Origin of the sequence: Streptomyces canus, assembly GCF_041435015.1 — a bacterium.
GTDB classification, from domain to species: domain Bacteria; phylum Actinomycetota; class Actinomycetes; order Streptomycetales; family Streptomycetaceae; genus Streptomyces; species Streptomyces canus_G.
Genome location: NZ_CP107989.1, coordinates 4411680 through 4428560, shown reverse-complemented (window position 1 = coordinate 4428560; position 16881 = coordinate 4411680). Strand labels below are relative to the sequence as shown.

Below are 16881 nucleotides of genomic sequence, written 5' to 3'. Positions count from 1 at the left end.
CGTCAGGGGCGGTGGGCGATCAGGAAGGCCTGCTGCGACACCTCCTCGGGGCCGGGTTCGCGCACTGTCCGCGAGACGAGCGCGAACCCGGCCGCGCGGAGCAACCCGATGATCTGCTCCGGCTGCCGCCTCAGGAAGGTCAGCGCGACGGGGCGTCCCCAGGGCCGGTCGTGGTGCCGGTCCTCGTCGCCGGCCTGGAAGGCGACGAGGAGGTGCCCGCCCGGTGCCAGCACGCGGTGGAACTCGGCGAACAGGCGGGGGAGTTCGTCCACCGGGGTGTGGATGGACGAGTACCAGGACAGGGCACCGGCGAGCGCCCCGTCCGGGAGATCCAGTTCCAGCATCGAGCCCCGCTCGAACCGCAGCCCCGGGTTCTCCCGGCGGGCGATGGCCAGCATCGACTCCGACAGGTCGAGGCCGAAGACGGACAGCCCGAGGGAGGCCAGGTATCCCGTGACCCGGCCGGGCCCGCAGCCCAGGTCGGCGACCCGTCCGCTGTCCCCCACCAACTCGGCGAACCCGTCCAGCAGGACCCGGTCCAGGGGACTGACGGTGAGAACGTCCCGGAACTGCTCGGCGTAGTCCTCGGCGACGGTGTCGTAGAAGGTGCGGGTGGCGGTCACGAAGTCGGTGTCGGTCATGGCCGGGGACCCTAGCGGCCCCCACTGACACTCAGGCCACACCGGCCGCTCGCAGTACGGCAGTTGCGACCGCCGCCCCCAGCACCACCACCACGAACGGCGCCCTCCGCCACGCCAGTACGGCCCCCACCAGGACCCCGGCCGGCCGTGCCCACCCCGCGAAACCGCCGCCCTCCGTCAGCGCCCCCGTCGCCAGCAGCGCCACCAGCAGTACGACGGCAGCCGCGCCCAGCAACTCCTGTACTCGCTCCGGCAGTTCCACCCGCCCGTGCAGCACCGGTCCGACCAGCCGGAAGGCATACGTCCCCACCGCCAGCGCCAGGATCATCGCGACCGTCGCGCTCACACCGGCCTCCTGGCGCCGTGGAGGACCAGGCCCGCGAGTGCCACCAGCACCGGCACCCCCGCCGGGACCGCCGGCGTCACCGCCAGGGCCAGCGCGGCGCCGAGCAGCGCGGACCGTCGTATCGCCGAAGAGTCGCGCAGGGCGGGCAGCACCAGGGCGACGAGGACGGCGGGGAAGGCCGCGTCCAGGCCGTAGGTGCCGGTGTCGCCCAGGGCGTCCCCGGCGAGGGCCCCGGCCAGGACGCCGGTGTTCCACACGGCGAACAGGCCGAGCCCGGAAACCCAGAAGGCCGCCCGGCGCCGCGCCGGATCCGGCTGGGCGAGGGCGAAGGCCACCGTCTCGTCGGTGACCAGGTGTGCGCCGAGGAGACGGGCGACCCGCCCCGGGCCGAGGATGTCCGCGACGGCGAGACTGAAGGCGGCCGTTCGGGTGTTGAGCAGCAGGCCGGTGACCGACGCGGCGACCGGGCCGCCCCCGGCCAGCAGCACCCCGACCGCGCTGAACTGGGCGGATCCCGCGTACACCACCAGGGACATCACCACCGGTACCCACACCGGCAGGCCGCCGGTGACGGCGATCGCGCCGAAGGAGACGCCCACGACCCCGCTCGCGAGCCAGACGAGCGCACTGTCACGGACCAAGGCTGTTCGCTCTGCCGTACGCATGTTCACTACACTGGACGGTAGGCGCCCTGTTCGTCAAGGCGAACGATCGTACCGATGGAGCGAACAGCATGTCCGACAGCCCGCCGCCCCGGCTCCCCCTGGACTGGATCGCCGCCTCCCTGCGCCGTGAACGCACCCGCGCCGGGCTCTCCCTCTCCGAGCTGGCCAAGCGCGCCGGAATCGCGAAGTCCACGCTGTCCCAGCTGGAGGCGGCGAGCGGGAACCCGAGCGTGGAGACGCTGTGGGCGCTGGGGGTGGCGCTCGGGGTGCCGTTCAGTGCCCTGGTGGAGCCGCCGGCGCCTTCCGTGCGGGTGATCAGGGCGGGACAGGGGCCGACCGTGGCCTCGGAAAGGGCCGAGTTCGCGGCCACCCTGCTCTCCGCGAGCCCGCCCGGAGCGCGCCGGGACATCTACCACCTGCGGGCCGAACCCGGGGCCGTACGGGAGTCGGAGCCGCACATTCCGGGGACCGTGGAGCATCTCATCCTGAGCACGGGGCGGGTGAAGGCCGGACCGGCGGGGGAGGAGGCCGAGCTGGAGCCCGGCGACTACATGACGTATCGGGGAGACGTGTCCCATTCGTACGAGGCGCTCACCCCCGGCACGACGTTCGTGCTGGTCATGCAGCACCTGTAAAGGCAAAGGCAGGAGCCCCGCTACCGTGCGGCGCGGGGCTCCTTGGGTATTGCTTTCAGGTCCGGATCAGAGGCTGGATCGCCCATGAGACGGGATCGCTCAGACGGGGGTGACGTTCTCCGCCTGCGGGCCCTTCGGGCCCTGGGTCACGTCGAAGGAGACCTGCTGGTTCTCCTCCAGCGAACGGAAGCCGCTCGCGTTGATCGCGGAGTAGTGGACGAAGACGTCGGGGCCGCCGCCCTCCTGGGCGATGAAGCCAAAGCCCTTTTCGGCGTTGAACCACTTCACGGTTCCGGTAGCCATAAGCCCTCCTTGGGCCCAAAAGGGTTGCCCTGCTCCAGAACCTGCAAGTGTGAAAACAGTGCCGCACAACTGCATATGTCTGAAAACGACTAGAGCCTGCGGTTACATGCTCCGCAGGCTCTGTACTGCAAGGGAAACCAAACTGCAACTTGCGGCGAGCCTAGCATGCAGGCAGCCGAAAGCAATAGAGGCCAAGATCACGTCACCCGGACGTTTGAAGATCGCGCGGGCGTTGACTGTGGGGCCGAAGTCCGAAGCGTACCCCAAGGGGTCTACTGTCGCGATGTGGACAATTCTCGCACCCGGCCGCGCGTCGGCCACATCCAGTTCCTGAACTGCCTGCCCCTGTACTGGGGGCTCGCGAGGACGGGCACGCTCCTCGACTTCGAGCTCACGAAGGACACCCCGGAGAAGCTCAGCGAGAAGCTGGTGCAGGGAGACCTCGACATCGGGCCCATCACCCTCGTCGAGTTCCTCAAGAACGCGGACGACCTGGTCGCCTTCCCCGACATCGCCGTCGGCTGCGACGGCCCGGTCATGTCCTGCGTCATCGTCTCGCAGGTCCCGCTGGACGAGCTGGACGGCGCCAGGGTGGCCCTCGGGTCGACCTCGCGTACCTCCGTACGCCTCGCCCAGCTCCTCCTCGCCGAGCGCTACGGCGTCCGGCCCGACTACTACACCTGCCCGCCCGACCTCAGCCTGATGATGCAGGAGGCGGAGGCGGCCGTACTCATCGGAGACGCGGCGCTGCGGGCGAACCTCCTCGACGGGCCGCGCTTCGGCCTCGAGGTGCACGACCTCGGCTCGCTCTGGAAGGAGTGGACGGGGCTGCCGTTCGTCTTCGCGGTGTGGGCCGCCCGCCGGGACTACCTCGAACGCGAGCCGGTCATCACCCGCAAGGTCCACGAGGCCTTCCTCGCCTCCCGGAACCTCTCCCTGGAGGAGGTCGGCAAGGTCGCGGAGCAGGCGGCCCGCTGGGAGGACTTCGACGAAGAGGTCCTGGCGAAGTACTTCACGACGCTGGACTTCCGGTTCGGAGGCCCGCAGTTGGCGGCGGTCACGGAGTTCGCGCGGAGGGTGGGGCCGACGACGGGTTTCCCCGGGGACGTGAAGGTGGAACTGCTTCAGCCCTAATCTGCATCTGCACCTTATGGGGGAGGCCGGTATGCAGCCGCTGGGAGTCGACGAACCCACCGCCGTGGGGCCCTACCGGCTGCTCGGCCGACTGGGTTCCGGTGGCATGGGCCGGGTCTATCTCGGCCGCAGTGCCGGGGGCCGCACGGTCGCCGTCAAGATCGTGCACCCGCACTTCGCGCTCGACGAGGAGTTCCGTGCCCGCTTCCGCCGCGAGGTCGACGCGGCGCGGCGAGTGGGCGGGGCCTGGACCGCGCCGGTCCTCGACGCGGACCCGGAGGCGGCGGTGCCGTGGGTCGCCACGGGGTACGCGGCGGGCCCTTCCCTGACCTCGGCGGTCACGGACGGGGGGCCGCTGCCCGAGCATTCCGTACGCGTCCTGGGGGCGGGGCTTGCCGAGGCGCTCGTGGCCGTGCACGGACTGGGGCTGGTCCACCGGGACGTGAAGCCCTCCAACGTCCTGCTCACCGTCGACGGCCCCCTCCTCATCGACTTCGGCATCGCACGCGCCACCGACGGCACCGCGTCCCTGACCTCCACCGGCGTCTCCATCGGCTCGCCGGGCTACATGTCCCCCGAACAGATCCTGAGCAAGGGGGTGTCGGGCGCGGCGGACGTCTTCTCCCTGGGCGCGGTGCTGGCCTACGCGGCCACGGGGGTACCGCCCTTCCCGGGGGACTCCTCGGCCTCCCTCCTCTACAAGGTGGTCCACGAGGAGCCCGAACTCGGATCACTGACCGGCGAGTTGCGGGACCTCGTGGGGGCCTGCCTGTCCAAGTCGGCACAGGACCGGCCGACCCCGGGGGAACTGGCCCGACGGATCGCCCCTGAGGGCGCGGCTCGGTTGGTGGCGGCGGGATGGCTGCCGGGGGCGCTGGTCGAGCAGCTGGGGCGCAGTGCCGTACAGCTGCTGAACCTTGAGGCGGCGACGGGTGAGCGGACGGGGGAGCAGGCGTCCGGGCCGGTGGGGTTCAGCAGTCCTTCGGTGGGAGGGGCTTCGCCGGAAGCGGGGGGTTTGTCCGGGCCGGGTGGGCCGTTTGGGCCGGGTGGTCGCTCGGGCTCGGGTGGGTCATCGGGTTCCGGTGGAGCGTCGGGTTCGAGTGGAGCCTTGGGCTCGGGTGGGTCCTCCGGTGCGGGCGGTTCCTCGGGTTCGGCCGGTGCGTTCGGGCCGCCGCCGGTGATGCCGGTGGTGTCCGCGGGAGCGCCTCCCGCTGCCGCGGCCGGCCCCCCGGCGTTCCCGGTCACGCCGTCGGCCACCACGGGCGGACCCCTTGTGCCCGAGCCCCGGGACGCGGCGCCGCACGACACGGTGGTGCCCTCCGACCGGCGACCCGGCCCCGGGAAGCTCTCCGTCTCCGTGGCCGCCACCTCCGCGGCCGGGGACAACGGACGCGGGCGCCGGATGAGTTGCACCGTGGCGCTCGCGGTCGCGGGGGCGCTGGCCGCGGTGACCGTGGGGTCGGTGTTCCTGTTCGACCTGCTGCCGGGCCGGGGCGACGACGACTCGGCGAGTTCCAGACCCGGCAACGACGCCTACTCCTCGGCCCCGAGTTCCGTACCGTCGGCCTCCCTGCCCTCGGCTTCCTCGCCGCCGTCCGCATCCTCCCAGCCGTCCAGCGCGGCGCCGAGCGGGCCTTCCGAGGTCCCCGCCCGCTACCTCGGCACCTGGGAGGGGCAGGGGAGCGGTCTCGGCGGGAGCCTGCCGATGGGGACCTTCCGGATCACCGTCAAGAAGGTGAGCGTCGGCGAGGAGGTGGGCCGGCTGCGGCAGACCGACGCGATCGGAGCCGAGTGCACCGACGTCCTCACGCTGAAGCAGGTCACCGAGACGGAGCTCGTCACCACGGCCGTCGGCGCGAAGGACAACCACGCCGGCTGCAACCCCACCGCCCACACCGTCCGCCTCACCGCGGTGGGCGACGACCTGAAGTACACGTCGGAGAGCGAGGCCGAGGGATACCCCGAGGCGCGGATGTCGAAGGTCGAGCGGTGACGGAGCTGCTCGTCGCCGTCGCCGCACTGTGGGGAGCGGCGGCGGGTTCGCTGCTGCCGCGCGCCGCCTACCGCTACTCCGTCCCGTCCGGGGAACCGTGGCGGGAGACCTGCCCCGACGGGCACCCGCTGGGCGGCCGGCTCGGGTGGGCGAGGTGCGGGACATGCGCCACACGGCAGTCGTACGGCCCCAGCACCCCGGTCCTCTCCACCGTCACCGCCCTCCTCTGCGCCGCCCTCGCCGCCGCCACCGGCACCCACCCGGAGATCGCCGTCTGGCTGCTGCTCGCCCCCGTGGGCGTCCTGCTGGCCGTCATCGACCTGCGCGTACGACGACTGCCCGACCCGCTCACCCTCCCCCTCGCGGCCGCCGCACTCGCCCTGCTCGGGGCGGTCTCTTTGGTGCCCGAGCACGCCGGGAACTGGCTGAACTCCCTGTTCGGCGCCCTCGCGCTCGGCGCCGGCTACTGGGTGCTGTGGCGGATCAACCCCGGCGGCATGGGCTTCGGCGATGTGAAGCTGGCGCTCGGGGCGGGGGCGGTCCTGGGCTGGTACGGCTGGGACACCGTGCTGCTCGGCACCTTTGCCGGCTTCCTGCTCGGCGCGCTCTACGGCGGTGTCCTGGTCCTGGTGGGCAGGGCGGGACGCAAGACGGCGATCCCGTTCGGGCCGTTCCTGATCACGGGGGCGTACGCGGGGCTGCTGATCGGCGCGTACACGGCCTGAGGTCGGGCTTGTCGGGGGGCTGGCGTAGGCTGGCCGAGACCGCCCGAACCCTTGACGAAAGGCACGCCCCGGTGACCGAGAAGGCCGACCTTCAGTCCGTCCTCGACCGTGCCGCCGAGGGTGGGCGCATCACTCCGGAGGAGGCGCTCGACCTCTACCGCGACGCCCCGCTGCACGCGCTGGGCTCCGCCGCGGACGCCGTGCGCCGCCGTCGGTACGCGGGCACGGAGCACATCGCGACGTACATCATCGAGCGGAACATCAACTACACCAACGTGTGCGTCACGGCGTGCAAGTTCTGCGCGTTCTACGCCCCGCCGACCGCCAAGGACAAGGGCTGGACCCGCGACCTGGACGACATCCTGCGCCGGTGCGCGGAGACCGTCGAACTCGGCGGCACGCAGATCATGTTCCAGGGCGGCCACCACCCGGACTACGGCGTCGAGTACTACGAGAAGCACTTCGCCGCCATCAAGAAGGACTTCCCCCAGCTGGTGATCCACTCGCTGGGCGCGTCCGAGGTCGAGCACATGGCCCGGATCTCCGAGGTGAGCGTGGAGGAGGCCATCCAGCGCATCCACGCGGCCGGCCTCGACTCGTTCGCGGGCGCCGGTGCCGAGATGCTCCCCGAGCGCCCCCGCAAGGCCATCGCGCCGCTCAAGGAGTCCGGCGAGCGCTGGCTGGAGATCATGGAGACGGCGCACAACCTGGGCGTGGAGTCCACCTCCACGATGCTCATGGGCACCGGTGAGACCAACGCCGAGCGCATCGAGCACCTGCGGATGATCCGTGACGTACAGGACCGGACGGGCGGCTTCCGGGCGTTCATCCCGTACCTCTACCAGCCGATGAACAACCACCTGAAGGGCCGCACCCAGGCCACGATCTTCGAGTATCTGCGGATGATCGCGATCTCGCGGCTCTTCATGGACAACATCGCCCACATCCAGGGCTCCTGGCTGACCACCGGCCAGGACGCGGGCCAGCTGACGCTGCACTACGGCGCGGACGACCTCGGCTCGGTCATGCTGGAGGAGAACGTCGTCTCGGCGGCCGGTGCCAAGCACCGCTCCAACCTCCAGGAAATGATCGACATGATCCGTACGGCGGGACGGGTCCCGGCCCAGCGCGCCACCACGTACGAGCACCTCGTCGTCCACGACGACCCGGCGAACGACCCCGTCGACGCGCGCGTGATGTCCCACATCTCCTCCACGGCGATCGCGGGCGGCACGGCGCATCCCGAGCTGAAGATCCTCGCGTCCAACTAGGCCTGTCTTGCTGACGATCCACACCGCCGACCTGCTGATCCCGGGCGACGGACGGTCACCGCTGCCCGGTGGGGCGGTACTGGTCGAGGGGCGGCGGCTCGCGGCCGTAGAGGTCTACGAGGAGCTGGCCGCCGCACATCCGACGGCAAGGGTGCGCCGCTGGCCGGGAGTTCTCACCCCGGGCCTGGTGAACCCGTACGGCCCGGAGCTCCTGGAGCAGGCCTACCATCCGGACCCGCGTGAGGACTTGGGCAGCGAGCCGATCTCGGGCGAGGCGCTGGAGTCACTGGGCATGACCGACGCCCGTTGGGGTGCGAGCGCAAGGCGGGGGGTGCAGCGGATGCTGGCGCGCGGGGTGGTGGCGGTGAGGGGTGAGCTGCGACGCCCCGCGGTGATCGACGCCGTCCACCGATCGGGGCTGACGATCGAGCAACGGCTCGCGGATCCCGTGGGCCGGCCTTCACTGACCTCCGAGTCATTCGCCAACCCTCTGCTCCCCCAGGCCGAGGCCACTTTCGCGATCTTCGAAACCCCAGAGCTGACAACCTGCGTGGCAACGGTGATCAAGGGCCGGTTGTTGCACCGGCGTAGGTAAGGGGCCTTCAGGGGCGCGGGGCTGTATCGATTTGCGGCTCCGCCGCGTGGGCGCGACCAGCCCTCACCGGGCCCGCACCCAAAACTCAACCACCCAACACCTCCCCGAACGCCCCCGAACTCTGAGAAACCCCACTGCAATTGGTCAACGGGTCATCCTCATCCGAGTTCCCCGCATCGCACTCCTGATCCCGAAACGTCGACCACATGGACACCCACGCCACCTCCTTCGACTCGGCGAACTCCCGCACCTGAGCCGCGTCGGACAACGTGAACGTCTCTCCGTTCACATCATTCGTCCCGATCATCGAGGTGAGCGCCATGGCCTGCCACGCAGTGGAATCGGACGTACCGAACACGTCCCGCAACTGAGCCTGCGCCGCCTTCGCCGAAGTGATCGCGTAATCCCCCATGTCCCCGTCGTACGACTCCCCGTAGTTCATCGTCATGATGTTGACGGTCGACACCTGAACCGACTTGTCGTTCGCGGACTCCAGCAACGCCACACTGTCGTCGTCGAGCCCGGACGGCATCACGGGAAGCGTGAACGAGACGGCGAGATCGCTCCGTTCCTCCTGGAGCAACGCGATCGCCTCGGACCGCAGCTTCACCGAGTCGGAGTCGGTCAGCGCGTCCCCCTCGATGTCGAAGTCGGCGAGTGAGGAACCGGCGGCGTCCAGTGCCTTCCCATAAGCCGCAGCCAGTTTGGCCGCGGTGGAGCAGGTCTCGGCCAGCTCCTTCCCGGAGGCCCCGCCGAAGGAGACCCGTACCCGAGCCCCGTCCTCCTTCAGCGCGCTGATCCGGGACGTGACCGACGAGTCGCCGATGGCGGACGCGCCGTTCCAGGAAGGCGTACAGGCACTGCCGTCGGCGATCACGAACGCGAGGTTGTACACCGAGGGTGAGCCCGCGGAGTCGTTGTCGGACGCTTCGTCAGCGCTGACGTAGGGCGCGTACGCGGTGACCGAGGAAGCGGCTTCCGACGCCGACGCCGAGGCGCTGCTCTGTTCCGGAGGCTCCGCGTCCGAGGCGCTGTCGGATTCGGCGGAGCACCCCGTCATGGCCAGGGCAAACAGACAAGTGAGCCCGGCGGCCGGCCTCAGGAAACCCCGCATTGTTCATGCACCCGCTCTCGTGATTTTCGTCTCAGGCTGGAAACAAGGGGTCATTCGAAAGGAGAACGTCTCATACGAAGCCGGTGTTCAAAGCGACAGTCGATACACAGAAGATCCATGGGTCGCATCGCGTGAATCGGTCCAAACGGGCAAAATGAATGGGGCATTCGGCTCACTTCCCTCCATGGCGACCTGCGCAGGCGTTCGTGAAATCTCTCAGGGAAAAGACAGGTTAAGGCGTTTCTCATATGCGTCTCACAAGAATGGATGACTCGGTCACATAAAGACTCCTTAACGTCTGGAGAATGCATTCCGAGACTGCCATCGAAAACCGTGCGGACACGCGCGGTCGCCGCCGCAAACGCGGTAGTAACGGGTCCGCCGAGGGCCCGGTGTTCGTTGACAACTCCGGACGCCGCTCCAAGCTGCTGCGCCGGATCGGCCTTCTCCTCGGCGTCCTGTCCCTCGGGTACGCCGTCGTGCTGGGCCTGGCCTTCATGGGCATCGGCGTCTCCAGTACGACGCTGCTGCCCTTCGCGGGCGGCGGTCCCGGCGGTTCCTCGAACTCCGGCCCCGGCGGCCTCCAGCCGCAGGGCGGTATCGGCACCCCGCCGTCGAGGCCCTCCGGCACTCCGCCCACGGGCACCGCCACGGGCGCTCCGCCGAGCACCGTCCCGACCGCGACCGCCTCCGCTGGCTCCCACTGACCGAAACGGCCCACCACATGACCACGACGACGCCCTCCCGCGGCCGCCGGCGTGCCCCCACCCGCATCGAGCGGGCGGCGGGCAAGGCCGCGGCGTTGCAGAAACCGCGGGTCATCCTCGCCCTGCTGCTCCTGCTCGGCCTGACCAGCGTGATGCTGCTCGACGGCTATCTGCGCGCCGAGGTCGGCGGCGACGAGCGGGTGCGCGACGGCGCCAGCTCCAGCAAGGTCCCCGACAAGATCCTCAACGGCGGGCCGATCATCAGCTTCCGGGGCGGCCAGGCCACCACGACCTCCGTGCCGGCCAAGACCATCGCGCTCACCTTTGACGACGGCCCGAACCCGACGTACACGCCCCAGGTCCTGAAGATCCTCAAGAAGTACGACGTCCCGGCCACCTTCTTCCTGGTCGGCTCGATGGTCTCGCGCTACCCGGGGATCGTGCAGGACATGGTCGACCAGGGCGACGAGGTGGGCATCCACACCTTCACCCACGTCGACCTCTCCTACCAGAGCGACGCCCGTATCCGGCGCGAGATGACCCAGACGCAGCTCGCCCTCGCGGGCGCGGCCGGCATCACCACCACGCTGTTCCGGGCGCCGTACTCCTCGGAGACGGACGCGATCGACAACTACAGCTGGCCCGTGTACAAGAAGCTCGGCGAGGAGGGCTACACCAGCGTCTTCGTCGACACCGACAGCGACGACTGGAAGAAGCCGGGCGTCTCGAAGATCGTCCAGTGGGCCACGCCGTCCGGGACGTCGGGCGCCTCCGTGCTGATGCACGACGCCGGCGGCGACCGTGAGCAGACGATCAAGGCGTTGCCGGAGTACATCGAGAAGATGCGGGCGAAGGGCTACACCTTCACCACCATCAGCGGGGTCGTCGAGGCGCAGAACACGGCTGCCCGCGCGGGACAGCAGGCGAACGCCCCGACCGGCGCCGCGGGCGGACAGCTCCGGGGCGGGAGTCGGAACGGCACCGACCGCCTCCAGGCCGCGCACCGCGAGGCCACCGGCGCGACCCTCTACGAGGGCAAGGCGCTCGTCGTGGCCGTCGCCGTCGCCGAGTACACCGTGCCCACGCTGTCGGTCGGACTCGTGATTGTGGGTGTGGCCGTCATGGGCCGGTTCGGGATGATGCTGATCCTCGCCCGCCGCCACTACCGGCTGCGCAACAAACGCCGCTTCAGCTGGGGACCCACGGTCACCCGGCCGGTGACCGTGATCGTGCCGGCGTACAACGAGAAGGAGTGCATCGCCAACACGCTGGAGTCGCTGGCGAGGAGCACCCATCCGATCGAGGTCGTCGTCGTCGACGACGGCTCCTCGGACGGCACCTCCGAGATCGCCCGCGAGGCGGCCCGCTCGCTGGGCATGACCAACGTCCGGGTCATCCGCCAGGAGAACGCGGGCAAGCCGGCCGCCCTCAACAACGGTGTCCGCAGCGCCAGTCACGACATCGTCGTGATGATGGACGGCGACACCGTCTTCGAACCGGACACCGTACGGCAGCTGGTGCAGCCCTTCGCGAACCCGGAGGTCGGCGCGGTCGCCGGCAACGCCAAGGTCGGCAACCGCGACACGGTCATCGGTGCCTGGCAGCACATCGAGTACGTGATGGGCTTCAACCTCGACCGCCGGATGTACGACCTGCTGCGCTGCATGCCCACCATCCCGGGCGCGATCGGCGCGTTCCGCCGCGAGGCGGTCCTCCAGGTCGGCGGGATGAGCGAGGACACCCTCGCCGAGGACACCGACATCACCATCGCGATGCACCGCGCGGGCCGGCGGGTCGTCTACCAGGAGCACGCACGCGCGTGGACCGAGGCGCCCGGCTCCCTCAAGCAGCTGTGGTCGCAGCGCTACCGGTGGTCGTACGGCACCATGCAGGCGCTGTGGAAGCACCGCAAGTCCCTCACGGACAAGGGTCCCTCGGGCCGCTTCGGCCGGGTCGGCATGCCACTGGTGGTGATCTTCCAGATCGTCACACCGGTCTTCGCCCCGCTGATCGACGTGTTCACCGCCTACTCGATGATCTTCGTCGACTTCCGGGCGGCGCTGTACGCGTGGCTCGCGGTCCTCGGCGTCCAGCTCGTGTGCGCGGCGTACGCCTTCAAGCTGGACAAGGAGAAGTACCGCTATCTGCTGATGATGCCGCTCCAGCAGTTGGCCTACCGCCAGATGATGTACCTCGTCCTGATCCACTCCTGCATCACCGCGCTCACCGGTGGCCGGCTGCGCTGGCAGAAACTGAAGCGGACCGGCGAGGTCGGGACCCCGGCGGGGGTGGGCCGATGAGCTGGGAGCAGCAGGGGTATCAGCAGCAGGGCTGTCAGCAACAGGGGTACGGCTATGAGTACGGGTACTCGGGGTACGTAGAGCAGCCGCAGCCGCAGGCTCAACCGTATCCGCAGCAGCAGCCGTATCCCCAGGAGCACGTCGACCACGGCCACTACGGACAGGGCGTGGAGCCGGAGCCGCCGGTTCCCGGAGCCCCCGCTGACGCCGAGGCGGAGGAGGAGAAGCCTCCGTCTCGGCCCCCGGGCCGCGACCGCTACTTCGACACCCTCCGGGCCGTCGCCCTGATCCGGGTCGTCACCTATCACACCTTCGGGTGGGCCTGGGCCGGCATGGTCTTCCCCTCCATGGGGATCATGTTCGGCCTGGCCGGCACGCTGATGGCGAAGTCCCTGGAGCGGCCCGCCCTCACGGTGGTCAGGAGCCGGATGCGCCGCCTGCTGCCGCCGTTCTGGTTCTGGGGCGTCTTCGTGGTCCTCGCGATGCTGGTCCACGACTGGATGCCGGGCTGGCAGATCGTCTACTGGATCGTGCCGCTCGGCGATCCGCCGGGCAACGCGTGGGGCGAGCAGGCCTGGGAGATCCTCTGGTACCTGCGGACGTACCTGTGGTTCGTCCTGCTGTCCCCGGTGCTGCTGAAGGTGTTCCGGCCGGCTCCGGTGCCGGTCCTGCTGCTGTCCCTGGCCCCGATCGTGGTCTTCCAGTTCCTGTGGGAGCCGCCGGACAACCGCCTCGGCAGCGCGCTGACGGACCTGGCCACCTTCCTGTTCTGCTGGATCCTGGGCTTCGCCCATCGGGACGGGGTCCTCGAGCGGCTGAAGGCGCCGGCCGTCGTCGTTCTCTCGCTCGCCGCGATCGGGTTCGGCGGCTGGTACGCCTTCACCCACCAGGCCGAGACCGGGTCGTACGACCTCGACGACATCCCTCTCGCCCAGGCCTTCTGGTCGGCCGGGTACGTGACGCTCCTGATGTGGGCCAAGTCGTGCTTCGGGATCGACTTCGCCTGGCTCACCCGCTTCCGGCGGACCGACCGGGTCGTCACGATCTTCAACTCCCGCGCGGTGACGATCTACCTGTGGCACGAGATCGCGCTGATCCTCGCCGTGCCGCTGATCGACCAGTTCTGGAACGTGCCCGCGTTCGAGAGATGGCTGCCGCTGGAGAGCCAGTGGTTCATGTTCGGCGTCGGCTGGATCCTGATCGCGGTGTTCGTGCTGCTGTGCGGATGGGTGGAGGACGTGGCCGGGAAGAAGAAGCCGCAGCTTCTTCCGGGAGGGCGGCCTGCAAGAATGGGGACGTGACCCGCGCTTCCCTGAACAAGCAGCCGCACGAAGTCGCCTCGATGTTCGACGACGTGGCGGAACGGTACGACCTGACGAACGACGTGCTGTCGCTCGGTCAGGACCGGGTGTGGCGCAAGGAGGTCGCCAGGGCCGTCGACGCCCGCCCCGCCCAGAAGATCCTGGACCTGGCGGCGGGCACGGCCACCTCGTCGCTGCCCTTCGCCCGCACCGGCGCCTATGTCGTGCCCTGCGACTTCTCGATCGGCATGCTCCAGGTCGGCAAGCGGAAGCACACCTGGCTGCCGTTCACCGCGGGCGACGCGACGAAGCTGCCCTTCAAGGACGACACCTTCGACGCCGTCACCATCTCCTTCGGGCTGCGCAACGTCCAGGACACCGACACCGCGCTGCGCGAGATGTACCGGGTGACCAAGCCCGGCGGCCGGGTCGTGATCTGCGAGTTCTCGCACCCCACCTGGGCGCCCTTCCGCACGGTCTACACCGAGTACCTGATGCGCGCCCTGCCGCCGGTGGCCCGCGCGGTCTCCTCCAACCCCGACGCCTACGTCTACCTCGCCGAGTCCATCCGCGCCTGGCCGAACCAGCCGGCCCTGGCGGAGCGACTCCGGAAGGCCGGCTGGTCGAAGGTGGCGTGGCGGAACCTGACGGGCGGGATCGTGGCCCTGCACCGGGGCGTCAAGGAGAGCTGAGGAGCGGCTCCGTGACGTGTACGGACCGGGTCGGATCCCACCGGGTCTGAACGGCCCGGGTCTGAACGGCCCGGGTCTGTACGACGCGGGTCAGCCGAGCCCCGTCGTACAGCGCACGGCGTACGGGTCTCCCGGCTCGTCCAGTTCGCGCTGGAGGCCGCCGCTCGGGGGCCTGGGGATGCGGGGCTCGCGGATGCCCCCGCCGCCCTCACCGGGGCCGAGGTCGAACCACACGTACACCACCGAGTCCCGCGGCACCTCCGCGCCGGCCTGCGGGTACTGGCGTACGACATAGTCGACGACGGCCTGGTGGAAGTCCTTGCGATCCGGCGCACTGACGAACAGGCCCTGTGCCTGGGTCGTCTCGCGTGCGTCGACGGCCATGAGTCCGACCAGACGCGGTACGCGCACTTCGGGCGTCTTGGGTGTTATGCGCACAGATGTCACCCCCAGCGGTACTGGAAGGGTAACTCCGGCCCTGCGGCGGCAGGAAGTGTCGCGTGTCTTTCTGTAACAGAGCGCTACTCTGTGTGACTGATCCGCAGGGGGAGTCGGAAGCAGAGCGCCTCTTCGTTGTAGCGGGGGTGCGTGAAGGTCTCCGCGAGTTCCATTCCGAGGCGCTTGGCGACCGAGATCGACCGTTCGTTTCCGGGTCTGACCATCGCCACCACGTCCGTCACGCCCGCCGCCCTGAGCCGCTCCAGGGTCAGCTGCGCGGCCGCCGTGGCGTACCCCTGGCCCCAGTAGGTCCGCCCGAGCCGCCACCCGATCTCGATCTCGCCCGTCGGCCCCCAGTCCTGCGGCCACGGCTGGGCACCGGTGAAGCCGACGACCTGCCCGCTCTCGTCAACCATGGTCCACAGACAGAAGCCCCGCTCGGCGTCGTGCCGGCGCTGGCGCGCGGTGAGCTCCTCATAGACGTACAGCTCCGCGGACCTGCCGCCGTGGAACTCCATGACGTCCGGGTCGTCGAAGATCCGGTGCCAGGCGACGGCGTCCTCGTCGGTGGGGACGCGCAGCCGTACTACGGGCAGAGCTCGGTTCACTGGGGCAGCCCTTCAGCCGGGTGATCAATTCTGCTGAATAGACTGCCCATGTCCAGTGCCGGTCGGCACGCGGATTCAGAACTTGATTCCGAACTTGATTCCGAGCCTGGGGAGATCCCGCCGTGACCGAGCCCCTGTCCGAGAACACCGCCGATGTCATCGTCGTCGGCGCGGGGCCGGCCGGCTCCACGACCGCGTACCACCTCGCCAAGTCCGGACTCGACGTGCTCCTGCTGGAGAAGACCGAGTTCCCGCGCGAGAAGGTCTGCGGCGACGGCCTCACGCCGCGTGCCACCAAACAGCTCGTGGCGATGGGCATCGACATCTCCGAAGAGGCCGGCTGGCTGCGGAACAAGGGTCTCAGGATCATCGGCGGCGGCGTACGCCTCCAGCTGGACTGGCCGGATCTCGCCTCCTTCCCCGACTACGGCCTCGTCCGCAAGCGCGACGACTTCGACGAGCAGCTCGCCCGCCAGGCCCAGAAGGCCGGGGCGCGGCTGTTCGAGCGCTGCAACGTCGGTGCCCCGATCATCGACGACCGCACGGGCCGCATCACCGGCGTCCACGCGAAGCTGGGGGAGGACAAGCGCGAAGTCACCTTCCACGCGCCCCTTGTCGTCGCCGCCGACGGCAACTCCACCCGGCTCTCCCTCGCGATGGGCCTGCACCGCCGCGAGGACCGCCCGATGGGCGTGGCCGTACGGACGTACTTCGAGTCCCCGCGGCACGAGGACGACTACCTGGAGTCCTGGCTGGAGCTGTGGGACCGCCGCGGTCCCGGCGAGGACCGGCTGCTGCCCGGCTACGGCTGGATCTTCGGCATGGGCGACGGCACCTCCAACGTCGGCCTCGGCGTCCTGAACACCTCCGACTCCTTCAAGGAGCTCGACTGGCGCGAGGTGCTGAAGGCCTGGTGCGCCTCGATGCCGGAGGAGTGGGGCTACACCCCGGACAACATGACCGGCCCGATCCGCGGTGCCGCCCTGCCGATGGCCTTCAACCGCCAGCCGCACTACACCAAGGGCCTGCTCCTGGTCGGCGACGCCGGCGGCATGGTGAACCCCTTCAACGGCGAAGGCATCGCCTACGCCATGGAGTCCGGCCAGATCGCCGCCGACGTCATCGTCCAGGCCCACGCCCGCTCCACCCCCGCGGGGCGCGAGATGGCCCTGCAGCGCTACCCGCGCGTCCTCAAGGACACCTATGGCGGCTACTACACGCTGGGCCGCGCCTTCGTGAAGCTCATCGGCAACCCGAAGGTCATGAAGATCGCGGCCCAGCGCGGCCTGACCCACCCGCTGCTCATGAAGTTCACCCTTAAGATGCTCGCCAACCTCACCGACCCCACGGGCGGCGACGCGATGGACCGGATCATCAACGGGCTGAGCAAGGTGGCGCCGAAGGCGTGACGGG

General features: G+C 69.8%; 18 protein-coding genes. 11 read left to right on the top strand and 7 right to left on the bottom strand.

Annotated elements, in window-relative coordinates; translation table 11 throughout:
* Positions 1 to 2 precede the first annotated feature (2 nt).
* From OG841_RS19925 to OG841_RS19915, 3 genes are read right to left on the bottom strand one after another with little or no spacing between them, the layout of a single operon-like run.
* Complete coding sequence (locus tag OG841_RS19925) at positions 3 to 641, bottom strand: class I SAM-dependent methyltransferase (RefSeq protein ID WP_371566343.1); 639 nt, start codon at positions 639 to 641, stop codon at positions 3 to 5.
* A gap of 31 nt (positions 642 to 672) precedes the next feature.
* Positions 673 to 987, bottom strand: a complete 315-nt coding sequence (locus OG841_RS19920) for an AzlD domain-containing protein (protein ID WP_371566341.1) — start codon at positions 985 to 987, stop codon at positions 673 to 675.
* Positions 984 to 1652: an AzlC family ABC transporter permease gene (locus OG841_RS19915; RefSeq protein WP_371566339.1), complete on the bottom strand. Its 669-nt coding sequence runs from the start codon at positions 1650 to 1652 to the stop codon at positions 984 to 986. The genes OG841_RS19920 and OG841_RS19915 overlap by 4 nt, the downstream gene beginning before the upstream one ends.
* A 68-nt stretch (positions 1653 to 1720) precedes the next feature.
* Between OG841_RS19915 and OG841_RS19910 the strand changes: the two genes are divergently transcribed.
* Positions 1721 to 2287: a helix-turn-helix domain-containing protein gene (locus tag OG841_RS19910; protein WP_371566337.1), complete on the top strand. Its 567-nt coding sequence runs from the start codon at positions 1721 to 1723 to the stop codon at positions 2285 to 2287.
* A gap of 99 nt (positions 2288 to 2386) precedes the next feature.
* Here the strand turns inward: OG841_RS19910 and OG841_RS19905 are convergent, their stop codons facing one another.
* Complete coding sequence (locus OG841_RS19905) at positions 2387 to 2590, bottom strand: cold-shock protein (RefSeq protein WP_003992177.1); 204 nt, start codon at positions 2588 to 2590, stop codon at positions 2387 to 2389.
* 285 nt (positions 2591 to 2875) lie between these two features.
* Between OG841_RS19905 and OG841_RS19900 the strand changes: the two genes are divergently transcribed.
* The 5 genes from OG841_RS19900 (at position 2876) to OG841_RS19880 (ending at position 8308) form a co-directional block, all read left to right on the top strand.
* On the top strand, positions 2876 to 3724 hold the full coding sequence (locus tag OG841_RS19900) for a menaquinone biosynthetic enzyme MqnA/MqnD family protein (RefSeq protein ID WP_069762720.1): 849 nt from the start codon (positions 2876 to 2878) through the stop codon (positions 3722 to 3724).
* Between the two features lie 31 nt (positions 3725 to 3755).
* A complete protein-coding gene (locus tag OG841_RS19895) occupies positions 3756 to 5717 on the top strand; it encodes a serine/threonine-protein kinase (RefSeq protein ID WP_371566334.1) in 1962 nt (653 codons plus the stop codon).
* Entirely contained in the window at positions 5714 to 6442 is a 729-nt protein-coding gene (locus OG841_RS19890) for a prepilin peptidase (protein ID WP_371566332.1), read from the top strand. Before OG841_RS19895 ends, OG841_RS19890 begins: the two co-directional genes overlap by 4 nt.
* A gap of 71 nt (positions 6443 to 6513) precedes the next feature.
* Positions 6514 to 7713 carry a cyclic dehypoxanthinyl futalosine synthase gene (mqnC, locus tag OG841_RS19885; protein ID WP_371566330.1) on the top strand — a complete coding sequence of 400 codons (1200 nt, stop codon included), beginning with the start codon at positions 6514 to 6516 and terminating at the stop codon, positions 7711 to 7713.
* Between the two features lie 7 nt (positions 7714 to 7720).
* A complete protein-coding gene (locus OG841_RS19880; protein ID WP_371566328.1) occupies positions 7721 to 8308 on the top strand; it encodes an imidazolonepropionase-like domain-containing protein in 588 nt (195 codons plus the stop codon).
* Between the two features lie 85 nt (positions 8309 to 8393).
* Here OG841_RS19880 and OG841_RS19875 read toward each other — a convergent pair whose 3' ends face one another.
* The gene (locus tag OG841_RS19875; RefSeq protein ID WP_371566326.1) at positions 8394 to 9422 is read right to left on the bottom strand and encodes a chitinase; all 1029 of its coding nucleotides are present in this window, start codon (positions 9420 to 9422) and stop codon (positions 8394 to 8396) included.
* Between the two features lie 305 nt (positions 9423 to 9727).
* On the opposite strand from OG841_RS19875, the gene OG841_RS19870 reads away from it, so the two are divergent.
* The 4 genes from OG841_RS19870 to OG841_RS19855 are packed head-to-tail and all read left to right on the top strand — an operon-like array spanning position 9728 to position 14422.
* Positions 9728 to 10129: a hypothetical protein gene (locus OG841_RS19870; protein WP_371566324.1), complete on the top strand. Its 402-nt coding sequence runs from the start codon at positions 9728 to 9730 to the stop codon at positions 10127 to 10129.
* Positions 10130 to 10146: 17 nt separating this feature from the next.
* Positions 10147 to 12429, top strand: a complete 2283-nt coding sequence (locus OG841_RS19865) for a bifunctional polysaccharide deacetylase/glycosyltransferase family 2 protein (RefSeq protein ID WP_328640303.1) — start codon at positions 10147 to 10149, stop codon at positions 12427 to 12429.
* Entirely contained in the window at positions 12426 to 13730 is a 1305-nt protein-coding gene (locus tag OG841_RS19860) for an acyltransferase family protein (protein ID WP_328640304.1), read from the top strand. Before OG841_RS19865 ends, OG841_RS19860 begins: the two co-directional genes overlap by 4 nt.
* A complete protein-coding gene (locus OG841_RS19855; RefSeq protein ID WP_328640305.1) occupies positions 13727 to 14422 on the top strand; it encodes a demethylmenaquinone methyltransferase in 696 nt (231 codons plus the stop codon). Before OG841_RS19860 ends, OG841_RS19855 begins: the two co-directional genes overlap by 4 nt.
* 90 nt (positions 14423 to 14512) lie before the next feature.
* Here OG841_RS19855 and OG841_RS19850 read toward each other — a convergent pair whose 3' ends face one another.
* Together OG841_RS19850 and OG841_RS19845 are read right to left on the bottom strand one after the other, a co-directional pair.
* The gene (locus OG841_RS19850) at positions 14513 to 14833 is read right to left on the bottom strand and encodes a PASTA domain-containing protein (RefSeq protein WP_328643621.1); all 321 of its coding nucleotides are present in this window, start codon (positions 14831 to 14833) and stop codon (positions 14513 to 14515) included.
* 110 nt (positions 14834 to 14943) lie between these two features.
* Positions 14944 to 15468, bottom strand: a complete 525-nt coding sequence (locus OG841_RS19845) for a GNAT family N-acetyltransferase (protein WP_328640306.1) — start codon at positions 15466 to 15468, stop codon at positions 14944 to 14946.
* A 122-nt stretch (positions 15469 to 15590) separates the two neighbouring features.
* On the opposite strand from OG841_RS19845, the gene OG841_RS19840 reads away from it, so the two are divergent.
* Positions 15591 to 16877: a geranylgeranyl reductase family protein gene (locus OG841_RS19840; protein WP_057608008.1), complete on the top strand. Its 1287-nt coding sequence runs from the start codon at positions 15591 to 15593 to the stop codon at positions 16875 to 16877.
* Positions 16878 to 16881: the final 4 nt, after the last annotated feature.

What these genes read in the sequence shown, in the direction of transcription:
- OG841_RS19925 (WP_371566343.1), bottom strand. Translation starts at nt 641, where the DNA reads ATGACCGACACCGACTTCGTGACCGCCACCCGCACCTTCTACGACACC.
- OG841_RS19915 (WP_371566339.1), bottom strand. Translation starts at nt 1,652, where the DNA reads ATGCGTACGGCAGAGCGAACAGCCTTGGTCCGTGACAGTGCGCTCGTC.
- OG841_RS19910 (WP_371566337.1), top strand. Translation starts at nt 1,721, where the DNA reads ATGTCCGACAGCCCGCCGCCCCGGCTCCCCCTGGACTGGATCGCCGCC.
- OG841_RS19905 (WP_003992177.1), bottom strand. Translation starts at nt 2,590, where the DNA reads ATGGCTACCGGAACCGTGAAGTGGTTCAACGCCGAAAAGGGCTTTGGC.
- OG841_RS19895 (WP_371566334.1), top strand. Translation starts at nt 3,756, where the DNA reads ATGCAGCCGCTGGGAGTCGACGAACCCACCGCCGTGGGGCCCTACCGG.
- OG841_RS19875 (WP_371566326.1), bottom strand. Translation starts at nt 9,422, where the DNA reads ATGCGGGGTTTCCTGAGGCCGGCCGCCGGGCTCACTTGTCTGTTTGCC.
- OG841_RS19870 (WP_371566324.1), top strand. Translation starts at nt 9,728, where the DNA reads ATGCATTCCGAGACTGCCATCGAAAACCGTGCGGACACGCGCGGTCGC.
- OG841_RS19865 (WP_328640303.1), top strand. Translation starts at nt 10,147, where the DNA reads ATGACCACGACGACGCCCTCCCGCGGCCGCCGGCGTGCCCCCACCCGC.
- OG841_RS19860 (WP_328640304.1), top strand. Translation starts at nt 12,426, where the DNA reads ATGAGCTGGGAGCAGCAGGGGTATCAGCAGCAGGGCTGTCAGCAACAG.